The following is a 17,029-nucleotide window of genomic DNA, read 5'->3' on the forward strand; positions in this document are numbered from 1 at the left end:
AATTTGATATGATCTATAAAGCCATCACACAATGCAGGATCTGCGGGAATGAAGCACTGATCCCCGTCGTGGATCTCGGAGAGCAATACCTCACCGGGGTATTCCCGAAACAGGGGGAGTCGGTCGAGCGCGGGCCGCTTGCCATCGTCAAGTGCGACGAACAAAAGAACGGCGCATGCGGGCTCCTTCAGCTAAAGCATAATTATCAGCTTGATAAACTGTACGGCCAGAATTACGGGTATCGCTCGGGGCTTAATCGGTCGATGGTCGATCATCTGCACGCGAAGGTCAAAAAGATACTGTCCATCGTTCCCGTCTACCCGGGGGACCTTGTCGTCGATGTGGGGAGCAATGACAGCACGCTCCTTCAAGCGTATCCGAAGGGAGGGGCCGATCTCGTCGGCGTTGACCCCACGGGCGCAAAGTTCAAAGATCATTATCCGGCGCATATCAAGCTCATACCCGATTTTTTTCCTTCGCCGCGGTTCAAAGACGCGTATCATGGGCGCAAGGCGAAGATCATCACATCCATCTCGATGTTCTATGATCTTGAATCGCCCCTTGTCTTCGTAGAAAGCATCCGTGACAATCTTGCGGATGACGGTGTGTGGTTATTCGAGCAGAGCTATATGCCCACAATGCTCGACACGAATTCATACGATACCATCTGCCATGAACACTTGGAATATTATGCACTGAAGCAGATACAATGGATGGCGGCAAAGGCCGGCATGAAGATACTCGATGTCGAATTCAATGCGGTGAACGGCGGAAGTTTTTCGGTAATGGCGGCAAAAAAGAACTCGCCGCACCGTGAGAATGCAACAGCGATCGCCGCCGTTGAAGCGGATGAAAAGAAGCGCGGGCTTTCCACGTGCACCCCGTATGACGCGTTCTGCGCACGGATAGTGCAGCACCGAGAGGACATGCGCGTGTTCCTTGATGGCGTGAAGAAAAGTGGCAAGAAGATATTCGGATACGGGGCATCGACGAAAGGGAATGTCATGCTTCAGTATTGTAACATCAATGCAAGCGATCTAGCCTGCATCGCCGAGGTCAATGAGGATAAATTCGGTACATTCACACCCGGGACCGCGATCCCCATCATCTCTGAGAAAGAAGCCCGAGCCATGAAGCCGGAATATTTCATGGTGCTGCCATGGCATTTTCGCGACCATATACTCGCCAAGGAATCAGCATACCGCGCAGCAGGCGGTAAATTCGTATTTCCGCTTCCGCGCATTGAAGTGGTGTGAGGCGGAATGAAGAACACATTCGTCTCAGTGATAGTACCCTGCTATAATGAACGAGGGAACATCCTCCCCCTGATCTCGGCGATCCACCATGAGCTCTCGTTCTGCCGGCACGAGATCATCGTGGTCGATGATAATAGTCCTGATGGGACCTACGCCCTTGTGACAAGTAAACGGCTGCCGTATGTGAAGGCCATCTGCCGTCCGCGCGACCCGAGCCTGGCAAGATCCATTCGGACCGGGCTTGAAGCCGCACGCGGGAATATCTTCATCGCAATGGACAGCGATTTCAATCATGATCCCGGATACATACCGCATATGGTGATGAACCTCGAGCATTATGACTGCGTTTCCGCCTCGCGGTTCGTCTACGGCGGAAAGATGGAGAGCCGTTTCCGGCATGTCGCGAGCTGGTTTTTCAATATTTTTGTACGTCTTGTTACGAGAAAATTCGTTACCGACAGCTTATACGGGTACTGGGCGATCAAAAAGAAGGTGATCGAACGTATTCCGTATGGGCGCGTTTTTTGGGGATACGGGGATTACTGCATACGTCTCATGTATTATCTGCAGGAAGAGGGCGCGAGCATACTTCAATTCCCTGCGGTCAATGGAAGGAGAAAATCCGGCACCGGGAACAGCAGATTCCTGAAAACGCTCATCCAGTACACCGCTGAAACATTGAAGCTTGCATTCGGGATATTTCCCCGCGAACAATGAATCCGCTGTACCGAAAGGCAGAATGACCTATGGAATATGAAATCATATACGACACCGCAAGCGGGTTCGTAGCACAGTCGGCGAAGCTGCACTATGACGCGCTGTCATATCGGAGTTTCATTACGTTCTTCGGGAAAGGATTTCTGCGCGAACTGTATACGGCATTGCTTAAGGACGGGAATGCGTTCATTGCTGCGGCGCATGAGGGAACGACGCTTGCTGGTTTCCTTCTCGGATGTTTTGACAGTACGAAAATGATCCCGACGATCGTGCGGCGATGGTATCGGTTCCTGCCGCATATCCTTCTTGGTGTAGTACGAAATCCTTCGGTCATCGGAAAACTTGTGGAAACGCTTTTCTATTCGGAAAAAGAGGGCGAGGAGATAAAGCCCGAGCTCGTGGTGATCGCGGTCGACGGAGCGATACGTTCGAAAGGCATAGGCGCCGGGCTGGTATCGGTGATGGACGAGGAGTTCAAGCGCCGGGGCGTTGCGACCTATAAGGTGACCGTGCATAACGAGATGGAGCGATCGAACCATTTTTACCGCAAGCTCGGCATGACGCTTGCGAAGTCGTTCACGCTGTACGGTGTCGTGTGGAACGTGTATACGAACACTATCGGCAGGAGAGCATAGCATGAGCATGATCCCATGGGCAAAACCGCTTTTTTTCGAAAAGGAAAAAAAGTACCTTGCACAAGCGCTCGATTCGACGTGGATATCCCATGGCCCGTTCGTTGAGCAATTCGAAAATGAATTCCTTACCTGGCACGGTGCTTCGTACGGCATTACTACATCGAACGGTACAACGGCGCTTCAGCTTGCACTGCTCGGTGCCGGTGTCGGGCCGGGAGACGAGGTCATTGTTCCGGGATTTACTTTCGTAGCCGCGGGGAATATGGCCATTGCCGTCGGGGCGAAACCGCTATTCGTCGAGGTTGATCCTGAGACTTGGTGCATCGATCCTACACGGATAGAGCGTGCGATCACACCGCGGACTAAGGCGATAATCCCTGTTCACCTGTACGGCAATGTGTGTGATATGGATGCGATAATGGAAATCGCAGCGAAGCACAAGCTTTTTGTCATCGAAGACAATGCTGAAGCGGCATTCTCGAAATACAAAGGGCGTTATGCCGGAACGATCGGGGATATCGGCTGTTTCAGCTTTCAGGCGACGAAAACGATCACCATGGGCGAGGGCGGTTTCGTGATCTCACGGGACAAAGCGGTCCATGAACGTATGCGGGTGATACGTGACCATGGGATGCGCAAGGGCAAACGCTACTGGCATGATGTCGTCGGTTTCAATTTCCGGGTGACGAACATGCAGGCGGCGGTAGGCTGCGGGCAGCTCGCGCGGGCAAAGACCATTATAGAGAAAAAGAAACAGATGTATGAGTGGTACCGCGAACGGCTTACGAACCAGTCCGGCATTATTCTGCAGGCGATCCGGGACGATGTTGATCCGGTCATATGGGCTGTCGCGCTCAGGGTCAATGAGGCAGTATTCCAGCGGACACGTGACGAGATAATCGAGGCGCTGCTTGCGGCCGACATTGAAACGAGACCAGGATTCTATCCGTTCAGCGTGTTACCGCTTTATCAAGCGCAACCTATGCCGATATGCGAGGAGATCGGAGCGCATGTATTGAGCCTTCCGTCATTTCCGCAGCTGACGGAAAAAGAGATCGGTCATATCTGCGATGTACTTATCGGCCTGAGGAAATAGCATGGTATTCAAGAACAAGCAGCGGCTATTCTATCGCTACCTCTGCGAGGCTCCATTGCCGCTTGTCATTGAGCGTTCGTTCGAGTGTGCCATTCTCAGAGAGAAGGATTTTTCCCGGCCAATACTTGATATCGGCTGCGGCGACGGGATATTCTCGCATATTCTTTTCGACGAGACGATCGATGTCGGCATCGATCCGAATGCCGTGGAACTTGCACGGGCAAAGCGTTTCGGCACCTATCGCGAATATATACATTGTTTTGGGAATAAAGTACCGAAACCAAAAGGGTATTTCAAGACCATCTTCACGAACAGTGTTCTCGAACATATTCCCGATCTCGATGGGGTGCTGAAGGAATGCAATCGACTGCTCGCCCCGGGGGGACGGATGTATATCACCGTGCCGACGGACATGTTCGATCGTTACAGCATGGTATATGTCTTGCTTTCAGCACTGCGGCTGCGCGGACTTGCCGAGAAGTATCGCCGCTTTTTCAATCGTTTCTGGCAGCATCATCACTTTTATAACGCTGCCGGATGGGAAAAGCTTTTCAAACGGAACGGCTTTAAAGTCGCCGACACACGGGAATATAATTCGAAAGCGATATGTCTGCTCAATGACATGCTTGCGCCGCTCAGTATCTGTTCATTTCTTTCGAGGAGGATATTCAAACGATGGTTCTTCGTTCCAGTGCTGCGGCGGCTTACGGCGGTGCCGCTTACATGGCTTTTCAAACGGACGGCTGAAAATGATATGCGCCGGCATGACTGCGATTGCGGTCTCATCTTTTTTGAGATCCGAAAAGCAAAGGCGAAATAACGATGAGCACCCTCCTTGCCGGAGCGATACGGACCATACGGGAAAATGGGAAGATGCGTGCATCCCTTATCTTCTTCGCGGCGATCTTCATCATAGCACTTCTGTTCCCGCTCGCGTTCTCGCCGTTCGTCGGAAAGGCATATAGATCGCTCGACTGGTTCCCCATGAGCACCCCCGGCGGTGATTATCAGGTGACCTATGATTATCTGCACCGCTACCTTTCAGGGACAACGATATACGACAAGGCGTTCACAAAGATATATTCCGAGGGGCATCTTTCCTATCCGCCGCTCCATGCGCTCATCTTCGTGCCGATCGTCATGCCGTTCACGTTCTCATCGAGCTATGCAGCATGGCGGGTGATCATCGTCCTCCTCACGGTCCTTTCCCTGTGGTTCGCATCACGCATCGTCGCCCATCGCTGGCTGGCGTTCGTATTCCTCGTTTTTCTTTATCTATCATCGACGTTCATGCAATTCACCCTTGAACGCGGGCAGACAGATGTGCTCATCCTGTTCCTGACATCGGTGTTCCTCTACTGCTATCTGGTACGCAAGAACACGATACTCACGGCCCTGTTCTTTACGCTCGCGGCATGTGTAAAACTTTTCCCGGCGGTGTTCATCGTTTTCTTTCTTGTCCGAAAGGATATAAAAGTCATTCTGTGGTCTGCACTCTTTTTCTTCATTATCGTATTCGCCACCGGCTGGCAGAATTGGGTCGCATGGGGAACAAGCCTCATTTCATTCACGAGCGGCATTCAGATCGGCCATGAGGTCGATCATTCATTCACCTATCTCATGAACGGTCTTTTGAGCAGCGCTCCCGGCCTTGCAGGGCTTGCCGCAAAAGGCATACCCCTCCTGCTTTTCGCGGTCATTATAGCCCTTACTGCCCTGAAAAAGGACAAGCGGGCGACTGCACTCCTGGAGATAGCCGTCATCTCGGTCATCGTCGATATGATGCCGCCATGGGCTGCAAATTATAAATTGATAACGCTTGCCTTTCTTTTCCTGCTCCCGTTCCATGTCTTACAGACCGAGGATATCGGTGAGCGCTCGAGCAAATATCACTATGGATTCCTCTTTCTCTGTTTTCTGCTCATCACCCCATTGTACAACGAGACATACGCACGTCTCCCCTATTCGTTCATCGCCCTTATCACGCCGCTGCAGTTCATGCTGCCGAACCCGCTGCAGACCATCGTTGAGCGCCGCGTTGCGATCGTTCTTGTGCTTCTCGTTCTCTATATGATCGTGCTAGCCGGCGCATCGCTCCTGCGCGAACGCGGTCTTGGTGCGTGGATAGAACGATTGAAGCGGCCTGCACTGATCTCCGGCATCGCTATATTTGCGTGTGCTATCGTTGCCGGTGCTGTGCACTTCGCTCTCCGATATAAAGATGAAGCACAGCGGTACCGAACGGCAATAGCCGCTTTCGGTGTCGAAAAGAGCATTGCGGATGGTGTTGCTGTATGCGGATATACCGTGCAGCGCATGCATGGCATCAATTATGAATTTGAGATCATCTATCGATTAACAAGACCGATGCGGCGTCATTGGGCGATATTCTTACACGGGCGCTGGGCGGACGGCAGCGGCAATGTGCAGGGCATGAATTTCTATCCCGATGCGGTGACGATGTTCTGGCCGAGGGGACGGTATACCGTGATCAGGAAAACGGTGCAGCTCACTCCGTGCGTGCAGAACGTAATCGTCGGGTTTTTCGATCTGAGCTCAGGCAATCGATTCGGTACGGAAGCTCCGCTCGGCCGTATCGATCTTGGGGCGATCCATACGAATGCGCTACAGCCGGTGCACAAGAGATGATGTTCGTGCGCGCTTTCCGCAATGCGATCAATGACAAGCGGTTGATGACCTTTCTGGCGTTCGCCGCTTTCTTCGCCATTATTTTCTATGCTGCCATCCCGCATATCATATCGCGTTTCGTCGATGTGCCGTGGAAATACCTGGACTGGATACCGCTCTCGCCGCGCAATATCGATTTTCAGGTGACCTACGATTATCTGCATCGCTTCGTCAAGGGGGTATCGCCCTACAGCCCGGCGTTCGCACGAATATACAGCGAAGGGCATCTGTCCTACCCGCCGCTGCATCCGATCCTCTACATCCCCATCACGCTCCCGTTCTCGTTCGCGTTGAGCCGCGAGATATGGCATGTGCTCAGTGTATTGTGCACGCTTACGGGTATTTTCTTTGCGGTGCAGTTCGTGCGCCGAAAGATAATGGCGGCAGTGTTCCTCACGGCGCTCAATGCTTCGGCATCGTTCTTTTATTTCCATATCGAGCGCGGGCAGACGGATACGATGACGCTCCTCTTCGTGAGCATATTCCTTTACAGCTATTTCATACGAAAGAACCGTGTCCTCGCTGCGGTCTTTTTCGTCCTCGCCGCCGGTTTCAAGCTCACCCCGGCGATATTCGTGCTCATCTTCCTTGTCCGCCGCGACTGGAGAACGATGCTCTACGCAGCGCTCATCGGCATCGTGGTCGTCATTGTAACAGGCCCGCAGAACTGGATCGCGTGGGCATCGATGATGCTTTCCGTGAACACGGGAACATATATGGGTCAGGAAGTGGACCATGCGCTGCTCTATCTCGTCCTCGGATTTCAGAACGGAAACTTTGATGCAGCACTGCTCATCACGCGTCTCTTATCCATAGCCCTTGTCGCAGGATATACGGTGAGCATGTGGTTCACGAAAGAACGGGACAAGCATGTAGTCATAGAATTGGCCGTGCTTACCGTTATTATGAACCTTCTTGCGAACTGGTCGTTCAATTATAAGCTCGTATTGCTCGTGTTCTTCTTCCTTCTGCCGTTCTATTTCATGGAATTGCCGAAAGGGACACCCTATCGCCGCTGGCTTGTTCTCTATTTCGCGGCACTTCTGGTGATGGCGCCTATCTATAACGAGACCGTCGCACGTATCCCGTATTCGCTCATCGCGCATCTCCCGCTTTCGGTGATACCGCCGAACCCGATTGAACCGCTTGTCGAACGGCGCGTTGCGGTGCTTCTCTTCATCTGCACCGTGCTTTTTATAGCTCGCTTCGCATGGAATATCATTCATGACCGCTTTTCATGGGGGAAGCGCATTGGCGTATGGTTCAACCGACCGAAGCAGATAGCCGCCGCTGTGATGCTCCTCGTTGTCCTTTCAGTTTCGTTCTTCGCAGCTATCGCTGTGTCATCCGGGAATGAACGATACCGGATCGCGCGCGCCGCTTTCGGAACGTCGCGTCCTATAAGTGATGAGATATCGCTTGCCGGCTGCATCGTACGTATGAACCGGCCCACCAATTATGACATCGATGTGCTCATTGATATAAAGCGGCCGATCCCGAAGCATTGTCTTCTTTCGGTGAACGGAACGTATGGAGCAAAAACTGCCAAGCCGATAACGATAAGCGCCGCAGGATTCCCGGATATCATAACGCCGCTCTTCCCGAGCGGAAAATGTGCGGTGTTCCGGAAGACGATATCGCTCTCGCCTGGGGTGGTCGATATCACTGCTGCGTTCGCGGACCTGAGCTGTTTTAAGCAATATGGAACGGCTGTCAATATCGGACAAATTGATCTTGCTCGGCTTTCTCAAAGCAATTTTGTATATGCCGGAAGCAATGGTATTGAAGTTTCGACATCTGGGAAGAAATAAGAACAAGGCAATTGATCGCCTCTGCGATAGTAGAATATTTCCCTCGCTTCGGATATAATCTTTCAGTACAGTGCCCGATATTACGAAGATTATCATGAGGAGCATAGCGATGCCCAAAAAACGCGAGTCGATCATTGCAATCGCATATGAGCGTCTTTCAGCAGCTCCATATTACTGGTTATCGCTTGCAGTGACAGGGATATTGATAATTATAAATTTTGTCTGGTTACGTGCGGACATGACACCGCCGCCGTTCGATCAGGCATGGTATTTGGAAACCTCGCAGCGTCTTTACAGCGCGCTTGTCAAGGACGGCATATTCGGGTGTTTTATCGCATTCACAAAGGCCTTAGGCGGCATCAAAGCCCCGCTTCTCACGGCGCTGCCATTGCCGTTCTATCTTATATTCGGCAATCATCAGCTCGCCGCGATGTGCGTCAATTTCATGTTCATGCTCATCCTTACGCATTCGGTGTTCCGTATCGGCGAACATTATTTCGGCGAACGCGCTGGTTTCATCGCCGCGCTCGTCATTCAGACAATGCCGATGGTGTACGCGCTGAGCAGACAGTTCTTCATGGAATACGCGCTTGCAGCAATGGTGTCGCTCTTCGTGCTCTTTCTCATCAGGAGCGATAATTTCACAAAACGGGGATACAACACCGCGCTCGGTATTCTCTTCGGGCTCGGGATGCTGACAAAAATAACCTTTCCGCTGTATGTAGGCCTGCCCTGTCTGTGGGCGCTTGTATCGCGATGGCGAGGGGAGAAGAAATTCATAGACCGCGCATTCATCATTGAGATGGTCAAGATAGGCGCCATTTCCTTTTGTATCGCCGCCGTATGGTATGTACGGAATTTCAAGACTACGTTCCCCTATACGTTCTCAACAAGCTACGGTGTGGTCGCCAATGACTACGGAAGCGAAAAGGTATTTGCGCTCAGTACGCTCGCGGCCTATTTCACGACGATCGGAGCATACGTCATCTCTTATTACTACGTTGTTCTCGGCTTGCTCGCTGTTATTGCGCTCAGCGCGGCCATCATTCTCCGGCGAAAGAAGAAGGATGCCGTGCCGCTTGCCGGCGTGGCGCTCCTTCTTCTGTGGCTTGTAACGGACATTGTATTCATGTCGGGCAGGAATAAGGAGATCCGCTATGTAGTGCCGCTCATGCCGGCATTCGCCATTCTTATCGGTGCCGGATTTACGGCGTTCCTGCCGCGCATGCATCATGTGTTCTTCCTTGCTGTCGCAGCGCTTGTTCTTACCCTGCCGGCAGTAGACCTTGTCCGTAAGTCGTTCTTTATCCCGCAGTACTACAACGCTTTTTATCTTCACACTCCCGATCGGCGGGATTGGCATATTCGGGATGTGGTCGAGCATGTATATCGCGGGGCACAGCGCATGCAGAACGCTTCTCCCTATGTCATCGTTGCTGTCGAGCATATCGCCGTGAGCGCGAATACGCTATCGTATTACGCAGCATCCCGTCAGTACGACAGCCCGATCTATTTCACATCGCTTGGCTACGGCGAGAAGAACGCGGCGAACACGTTCCGGCGAATAAACGAATTCAAACCGTCCTTCATCCTCTTCCTTGACAACTCGGGCGATCTTACTCCGTTCCTCAACGCGATGAATGCGACAGTGAGACGCGCGGCGGATAACGGCGAAATCCCCTATCGGTTTGAAAAGCGGTACGAACTCTCTTTCGGGCCGCGTATCGTTCTTTATCGAAGAACGGCAAAGAATTGAGCAGTATGCAGGTGACAGTCTGTTATGCAGTGCCGACGGTAAGCATTACCGGCGGCGTTATTGTCGTGCTTGAGCATGCCAACAGGCTCCGCGCACGCGGCATTGAGACCTTCATCATCAACATGGGTGCACAGGGGAACCTCGATTGGTTCAGCGGCAATAAAGTCCCCGTGTATCACTGGAGCGGGCGATACCCGAAAAGCACCGATGTGCTCGTTGCAACGGGGTGGCAGACGGCGTATTCGATACATCGTCTTTCGCTTCGTGCGCGCAGGTATGTTTATTTTGTCCAGAGCGATGAAAGCCGTTTTTCCCCGCCGCAGTCGCTTCCGTCAAGGCTTGCAGCATACAGTTATCGGCTGCCGTATGAATACCTTACCGAAGCGAAATGGATACGCACCTGGCTTAAGGATGCGTATCGGCAGAAAGCGGTCTATGCGCCGAATGCGCTCAATGAAAAGATCATGCATCCTGTTGCGCCGCTCGCACCACGCGGCAAACGACTTCGCGTTCTCATCGAAGGGCCATGTACGGTACCCTACAAAGGCGTGGATGATTCGTTCCGCGCTGTGAACGGTCTTCCGGTCGAGGTATGGTATGTAAGTTCATCGGGATTACCGCGGTTCTGGCATCGCTATGACCGGTTCTTTGAACGGGTGCCGTTTTACCACATGAACCGTATCTATTCATCCTGCGATGTTCTGCTTAAGATGAGCACGGTGGAAGGATTTTTCGGACCGCCGCTCGAGATGATGGCATGCGGCGGGACAGCGGTGACGACGCGGGTGACCGGGTATGATGAGTATATCGTCGACGGGTATAATGCGCTTACCGTTGCACTTGGTGACAGTGCAGCGGCCCGCAGGCAGATCAAGCGGCTTATCGACGACCGCGATCTCCTTGAGAAGCTCAGATCGAACGGCAGTAAGACTGCATCCCAGATGAAGTGGGACGATACGATCGACATTCTGGAAGATCTTTATCGCAGGAAAAAGAGACCGCAGCAGAAGTTCGATCATATATTCATATCGATGCTCGATACGATCGCTGAGTCATCGATCCCCGCCCCGACCGGCATATACGGTATAGTGTATACGCTTCGCAAAAAAGCCTTCGCTGCACCGTTACGATCTATGACCGCGATCGTCAAGTGTGTCATCCTTTTTGCGCAGCGGATACGCAACATTATCCGATAATTGAACGCATTCGCGGCTAGACTACACTATCAGGGAATATGGACATTTTCCATTCCATGCGATATAGTACATCTCGCATGAAACTGAGAAGCGAATTAAAAAAGCAGATGATCCGCCGTATGGACATGCTTTCATCGGGCCGCGAGCGGTGGGAGAAGCGGAACCGTTATTATTACCGGGACCTTATCCGTTTTCTCCGCTATTCGATACCGGAAGGCAGCAGGGTGCTTGAGATCGGCTGCGGGACCGGGCAGATACTCGACGCTGTCAAGCCTTCGTACGGTGTCGGTGTGGATATTTCTCCGGGCATGATACGTATCGCGAAGAAGAAGTATCCACATTTGCGCTTCATGGAGCTTGATGCCGAGGAATTGTCGTCCCGGGAATCGTTCGACTATATCATCATTTCTGACACCATCGGCTATCTTGAGGATGTACAGAAGACCATGCGTGCGCTCCGCTCGGCGTGCACCGATTCGACACGTATCATCATCACCTATCACAATTTCATCTGGCAGCCCGTACTGCAATTTGCCGAATTCCTTCACCTAAAGATGTCTCCGCCGCGGTTGAACTGGCTTAACCTCGAAGACATCCAGAATATCCTGTATCTTGAAGGGTACGATGTGGTGAAGAAGGGGCGGCGTTTCCTTATTCCGAAATTCTTCCCGCTCGTGTCGTGGTTCGCGAATCGTTTCCTCGCATACCTGCCCGGATTCAACCGATTATGCATAACGGGATATCTCATCGCGCGGATGACCGGCGCCGATCGAAAGAAACCGTCGGTCAGCGTCATTATCCCTGCGCGGAACGAGAAAGGGAACATTGAGAACGCCGTGATACGGACACCGGACATGGGCTCGCGCACTGAGATCATTTTTATCGAGGGGCATTCCAGAGATGGTACGCTCGCGGAGATCGAGCGTGTCGCGAAAAAGCACAAACGCCGCAACATATCGTTCGCTGTGCAGGACGGCAAAGGCAAGGGCGATGCCGTGCGCAAGGGATTCGCGCTGGCGAAAGGCGATATTCTCATGATACTCGATGCCGATCTCACCGTGCCGCCGGAGGACCTTCCGAAGTTCTATGAAGCGATCGCGAACGGAAGGGGCGAATACATCAACGGGACACGCCTCGTGTACCCGATGGAAAAAGAGGCGATGCGCTTTCTCAACATGCTTGCGAATAAATTCTTTTCCGTGATGTTCACCTGGCTCCTTGGCCAGCGCATGAAGGATACACTGTGCGGAACAAAGGTCCTTTCAAAGAAGAACTGGGATGCACTCGTCGCGAACCGATCCTATTTCGGCGACTTTGACCCATTCGGCGACTTCGATCTCATATTCGGCGCATCAAAACTCAACCTTAAGATCGTGGAAGTCCCCATTCGATATCAGGCGCGGACCTACGGGAGCACCAACATATCACGCTTCCGTCACGGCCTGCTCCTCTTCAGAATGGTGCTTTTTGCAATGAACAAGATAAAATTCGTCTGATCGGGAAAACGGTATGGATATGAACGCGAAGATATATGTAGCCGGTCATTCAGGCATGGTGGGGTCCGCCATCGTCCGTCTTCTTCGGAAGGAAGGAGCATCGAACATAATCGTGCGTACGCATGCAGCGCTCGATCTGACGGACACTGCTGCGGTAAAAAATTTCTTTCAAGAGGAAACACCTGACCATGTGTTTCTTGCCGCGGCGACCGTCGGGGGAATCATCGCCAATTCACGATACCCCGTTGAATTCCTTTACAACAATCTCATGATACAGAACAATATCATCAGATCTTCCTACGATATCGGGGCCAAAAAGCTCTGCTTCCTCGGGAGTTCATGCATATACCCCCGCGAATGTCCTCAGCCCATAAAGGAGGAGTATCTTCTGACCGGACGGCTTGAGCCGACGAATGAAGGATACGCGCTCGCGAAGATTGCCGGGCTCAAACTTGTTGAGTATTACCGGCGTGAATACGCGTTCAAAGGTGTTGCGCTCATGCCGTGCAACCTTTACGGAACGAATGACAGTTATGATCTTGAGCATTCGCATGTGCTGTCGGCGCTCGTCAGGAAATTCGTAGACGCTTGCGACCAGAACAGCGGTTCCGTGACCGTCTGGGGATCGGGGAATGCGCGAAGGGAATTCATGCATGTTGACGACTGCGCACGTGCGGCGTTATTCGTCATGCGTTCGTATGACGGCGACACGTTCCTGAACACCGGATGGGGAAGCGATGTGACCATACGAGAGCTGGCAGAGAAGATGAAGCGGCTCACCGGGTTCAAAGGGAAGATCGAATGGGATACCTCAAAGCCGGACGGTATGCCCCGGAAATGTCTCGACACAAGCCGCATGACAGGGCTCGGATTCGCCCCCGCGATCTCGTTAGAAGAGGGTATTACAAGAACGATCGACGAGTACAGGAAGCTCAAAAAAGATGGCAGGATCAAAGAATAATCCCGCGAGCAGCATATGAATCCTGCTCGTACCGTGTCGTCGGCAGTAATGATTGCGGAGTCAAAAAAGATCCTGTTCGTTTTCGGCACACGTCCCGAAGCGATAAAAATGGCGCCGCTCATCAGGGCATTCCTCGCGCATCCCGATCGCTTTGAAACCAAGGTCTGCGTGACCGCACAGCACCGCGAAATGCTCGATCAGGTCTTGAATTTCTTCGATATAAGACCGGATTTTGACCTCGATCTCATGAAGCCCGATCAAACACTTTTTGATATCACAGCAAAGGCGCTTGCCGGTCTTGCCCGCGTACTTGATGAGTGGCTTCCTGACCATATCTTTGTCCAGGGTGATACGACCACTGCATTCGTGGGTGCGCTCGCAGGATACTACCGGAAAGTGAAGGTGTGCCACGTCGAGGCCGGTCTGCGGAGCGGGAATATGTATTCGCCGTTCCCGGAAGAGGGGAATCGTATCCTTGCCGGGCATCTTTCGACTTATCATTTTGCACCCACAGAACAGGCAAAGGTCAATCTGGCCCGCGAGGGGATAACCGAGAACGTGCATGTGGTCCAGAACACGGTCATCGATGCGCTTTTTCTCGGGCTTGAGCTGATCAAGAAGCAGGGGAAGGGGAAATACGCGAAGCGTTTCGATTTCCTCAATGATACGCAGCGAGTGATACTCCTTACCGGACATCGCCGCGAAAGTTTTGGTGCGCCGTTCGAGGACCTCTGTAACGCGACCAAGGATATCGCTGAACGGTTCCCCGATATCGCCATCGTGTATCCGGTACATTTGAACCCCAATGTACGAGAACCGGTCAATCGCATTCTCGCCGGCATTCAGAACATACATCTCATAGAACCGCTTGATTATCCGCATCTCATCTGGCTCATGGACCGTTCATGCCTTGTCATCACCGACTCCGGCGGTATACAGGAAGAGGCACCGTCGCTCGGGAAACCGGTGCTCGTCATGCGCGATGTCACTGAACGGATGGAAGGCGTGGAAGCGGGCACGGCGAAGCTCGTCGGCACTGATCGAAAGAAGATAGTGAGTGAGTGCACAACGCTCCTCAATGACCGCGCAGCATATGACAGAATGGCAAGCTCGATAAATCCGTACGGGGACGGGAAGGCGAGCGAGCGGATCGTTGCAATAATGCATTCGCATGCAAATTAGGTATGCGATGAAGCGGCGTTCGATCATTGTCATCCTGCTTGGATTATCAGCGGCTATTGCTGTTTGTATCGTCGCTGGCACATTGCCGGATGAAATATTGTTCGGGATCTACGGCGATCGGTTGCAATTCCTGCCGACGCACATCCTCATTGCATTCGCCTCTACGTTCCGCTTCCTCGGTGCCATCGTTCTGCTTGCGTTTCTCGGCATACTGATGCAATTTCGCATATCGTCGATATGGTTCTCCGGTTTTCGGGTTTCCTTGATACATGGCATTGCATCAGCCCAGATGCTCCTGATACTCTACGTATATGCCCGCTCGCTTTTGAACGCGCTCATCCCGTTCGTCATTCCGATAACGATAGCCGATGTGATACTGATCATTGCTGTACTGGCTGCATTCGAATACAGGGAGAATTCGTTCCGGCGCTTGCGGGAGCACGTGAAAAGCAATGTGAGCGCATATTCGTCATTGCTGTTCTTCCTGTTCATTACGATACTGCTCCTGTCATTCTATGAATTGCCGCGGCTGGTAATGATGTCGAGCGATCCGAACCAGCATGCATTCTGGGCGAAGCAGATATCCCGGTTCCATACGCTGCCGTACTTCGGTCAATTCCAATGGGGGGACAGGAATTTCGCATATCCAGCCGGCTTTGCCGTTCTTAATTACGTATGGCATATGCTTTCCGGTGTCGATGTGCGCAACATCGTCGCGATGCAGCCGATGGTGCAGGCAGTGATCGCCGTGCTTCTCATGTTCGAAATGACAGGCGCTCATATTCTTATGAATGACAAGAGCAGCATGAGCAAGCCCCGTCAATTCGTTCGGATGTTTTTCATTGCCGTGCTGTTCTTTTTTCTTCTGCCCCATGGGTATCATATCACTCACCCCTATCTCGAAGGCACAGCACGCATAAGCGCACTGGCATTCGTCGGCATTGTCATAAGTTTCGTCTACTCGATACTGACACGAACGTATGCGCGCGGTTATTTTGTATCGTCGATCATCGCCTGCATGACTGCGGCCCTGCTTTTCCTTTTCAATCCGGCGTTGGTGTTCATTCCGGTCATTCTCGTCGCCGGTGCCATGCTGTACCGGGTTATCGCCGAACGAGCATGGGGACATATCCCGCGATCACTGCTCGCGCTCCTCTGCTTCCTCATCGTGTTCGCTGACCCGAATATGATAGGACGATACATTTCGCATGATCATTCCAGCCCGTCCCTTGGGCATGCAGAAGCGGTCCTGTCAGTGCACACCTCGAACCTGGCAGGACAGTTCATCGCAAGTGCGATATCGTTCTTTTCTTCACAGCGGATATCGCTCTTTTTTAACGTTTATAAGGAATGGCAGGCGATCGCTTTCCTCTCGCTGCTCTCGGCGATGTTCATTTTTGTATTGATACGATATCGAAAATCGGCAGCGCTCCGGTCGATACTCATGCTCTATGCAATTGCAGCGGCAGTGGTCGCCTCTGTCTCGGTCGTTGCTATCGGGATCGCGAGCGTCATCGATCCGCGCGGAGAATCGTTCCTGTTATTCCCGTATACCGTTTTCAGCGCGCAGCAATACGGGTACGTGCTTGTATGGGCGGCTGTTGCCTGGCTGTGTTCATTCGCATTCGAGCGCTTCCGCATCGCCGGTCTTCTTGTTTTTATCGGATGCTGGATAGCGGTCGGTATTGTGATCGCCTCTCCCGGGCGCCAGTTCTCTGTATACCCGCGTGCCTTTGTGCAGGGCGGCATCGGAACAGTCACGATGGATGATCTTGCCGTTATACGCGCGATCGAGAAGGAATACGGTCGATATCGATCGTCCGTTGGGAAAAAGATCACGTTCAAGGATACACCGAAGATCATTGTACCCAACGAAATGCGGCAGGTCGGCCGCGAGCAGTGGCTGTTCCCTGTCGGCGGTGCATGGATAATACCGTTCTATGATGTGTTCCCTGTCGCCTTTTTTTTCTTTCAGGGCAGCAGGGAGTATTCGTTCAACAATTATGCGCGGGCAGTTGCGGCAAACTATGATCTGGCTTGGCTGAAAAAGAACAACATCAAATATATGTTCATGCCGAGCGATAGTTCCGCGGCCCATGTCCTGAAGAACGACAATGGCGTTCTGTCACGACATGTCATTTTTGCATCCGGGAAGTCACGTTTTATCGAGCTGTGGTAGCATGAACGGCACCGGACGCATTTGCTTCAGCGGCGGGGATCATTGAAAAAATATAT

General features: G+C 52.3%; 13 protein-coding genes. All 13 read left to right on the forward strand.

What is annotated here, in order from left to right; genetic code table 11:
• The first annotated feature begins 8 nt into the window (after positions 1-8).
• The 13 genes from AABZ39_09465 (at position 9) to AABZ39_09525 (ending at position 16,973) form a co-directional block, all read left to right on the forward strand.
• Complete coding sequence (locus AABZ39_09465) at positions 9-1,256, forward strand: class I SAM-dependent methyltransferase (GenBank protein MEK6794993.1); 1,248 nt, start codon at positions 9-11, stop codon at positions 1,254-1,256.
• 6 nt (positions 1,257-1,262) lie between these two features.
• Positions 1,263-1,973, forward strand: a complete 711-nt coding sequence (locus AABZ39_09470; GenBank protein MEK6794994.1) for a glycosyltransferase family 2 protein — start codon at positions 1,263-1,265, stop codon at positions 1,971-1,973.
• Positions 1,974-2,002: 29 nt separating this feature from the next.
• Positions 2,003-2,608 carry a GNAT family N-acetyltransferase gene (locus AABZ39_09475; GenBank protein MEK6794995.1) on the forward strand — a complete coding sequence of 202 codons (606 nt, stop codon included), beginning with the start codon at positions 2,003-2,005 and terminating at the stop codon, positions 2,606-2,608.
• Position 2,609: 1 nt separating this feature from the next.
• Positions 2,610-3,704 carry a DegT/DnrJ/EryC1/StrS family aminotransferase gene (locus AABZ39_09480; GenBank protein MEK6794996.1) on the forward strand — a complete coding sequence of 365 codons (1,095 nt, stop codon included), beginning with the start codon at positions 2,610-2,612 and terminating at the stop codon, positions 3,702-3,704.
• 1 nt (position 3,705) lies between these two features.
• The gene (locus AABZ39_09485) at positions 3,706-4,524 is read left to right on the forward strand and encodes a class I SAM-dependent methyltransferase (protein MEK6794997.1); all 819 of its coding nucleotides are present in this window, start codon (positions 3,706-3,708) and stop codon (positions 4,522-4,524) included.
• A 2-nt stretch (positions 4,525-4,526) separates the two neighbouring features.
• Positions 4,527-6,353, forward strand: a complete 1,827-nt coding sequence (locus tag AABZ39_09490; protein MEK6794998.1) for a glycosyltransferase family 87 protein — start codon at positions 4,527-4,529, stop codon at positions 6,351-6,353.
• Positions 6,350-8,203 (forward strand): glycosyltransferase family 87 protein, encoded by a 1,854-nt coding sequence (locus AABZ39_09495; GenBank protein MEK6794999.1) that lies wholly within the window; start codon positions 6,350-6,352, stop codon positions 8,201-8,203. The genes AABZ39_09490 and AABZ39_09495 overlap by 4 nt, the downstream gene beginning before the upstream one ends.
• A 109-nt stretch (positions 8,204-8,312) precedes the next feature.
• Positions 8,313-9,959, forward strand: a complete 1,647-nt coding sequence (locus AABZ39_09500) for a glycosyltransferase family 39 protein (GenBank protein MEK6795000.1) — start codon at positions 8,313-8,315, stop codon at positions 9,957-9,959.
• A gap of 5 nt (positions 9,960-9,964) precedes the next feature.
• Positions 9,965-11,155 (forward strand): glycosyltransferase family 4 protein, encoded by a 1,191-nt coding sequence (locus AABZ39_09505; GenBank protein MEK6795001.1) that lies wholly within the window; start codon positions 9,965-9,967, stop codon positions 11,153-11,155.
• Between the two features lie 77 nt (positions 11,156-11,232).
• Complete coding sequence (locus AABZ39_09510; GenBank protein ID MEK6795002.1) at positions 11,233-12,651, forward strand: glycosyltransferase; 1,419 nt, start codon at positions 11,233-11,235, stop codon at positions 12,649-12,651.
• 19 nt (positions 12,652-12,670) lie between these two features.
• The gene (locus AABZ39_09515) at positions 12,671-13,612 is read left to right on the forward strand and encodes a GDP-L-fucose synthase (protein MEK6795003.1); all 942 of its coding nucleotides are present in this window, start codon (positions 12,671-12,673) and stop codon (positions 13,610-13,612) included.
• A gap of 15 nt (positions 13,613-13,627) precedes the next feature.
• Entirely contained in the window at positions 13,628-14,794 is a 1,167-nt protein-coding gene (gene wecB, locus AABZ39_09520) for a UDP-N-acetylglucosamine 2-epimerase (non-hydrolyzing) (protein MEK6795004.1), read from the forward strand.
• 7 nt (positions 14,795-14,801) lie between these two features.
• A complete protein-coding gene (locus AABZ39_09525; protein ID MEK6795005.1) occupies positions 14,802-16,973 on the forward strand; it encodes a hypothetical protein in 2,172 nt (723 codons plus the stop codon).
• The last annotated feature ends 56 nt before the right edge of the window (positions 16,974-17,029 follow it).

This window comes from Spirochaetota bacterium, from assembly GCA_038043445.1.
Classification (GTDB): domain Bacteria; phylum Spirochaetota; class Brachyspiria; order Brachyspirales; family JACRPF01; genus JBBTBY01.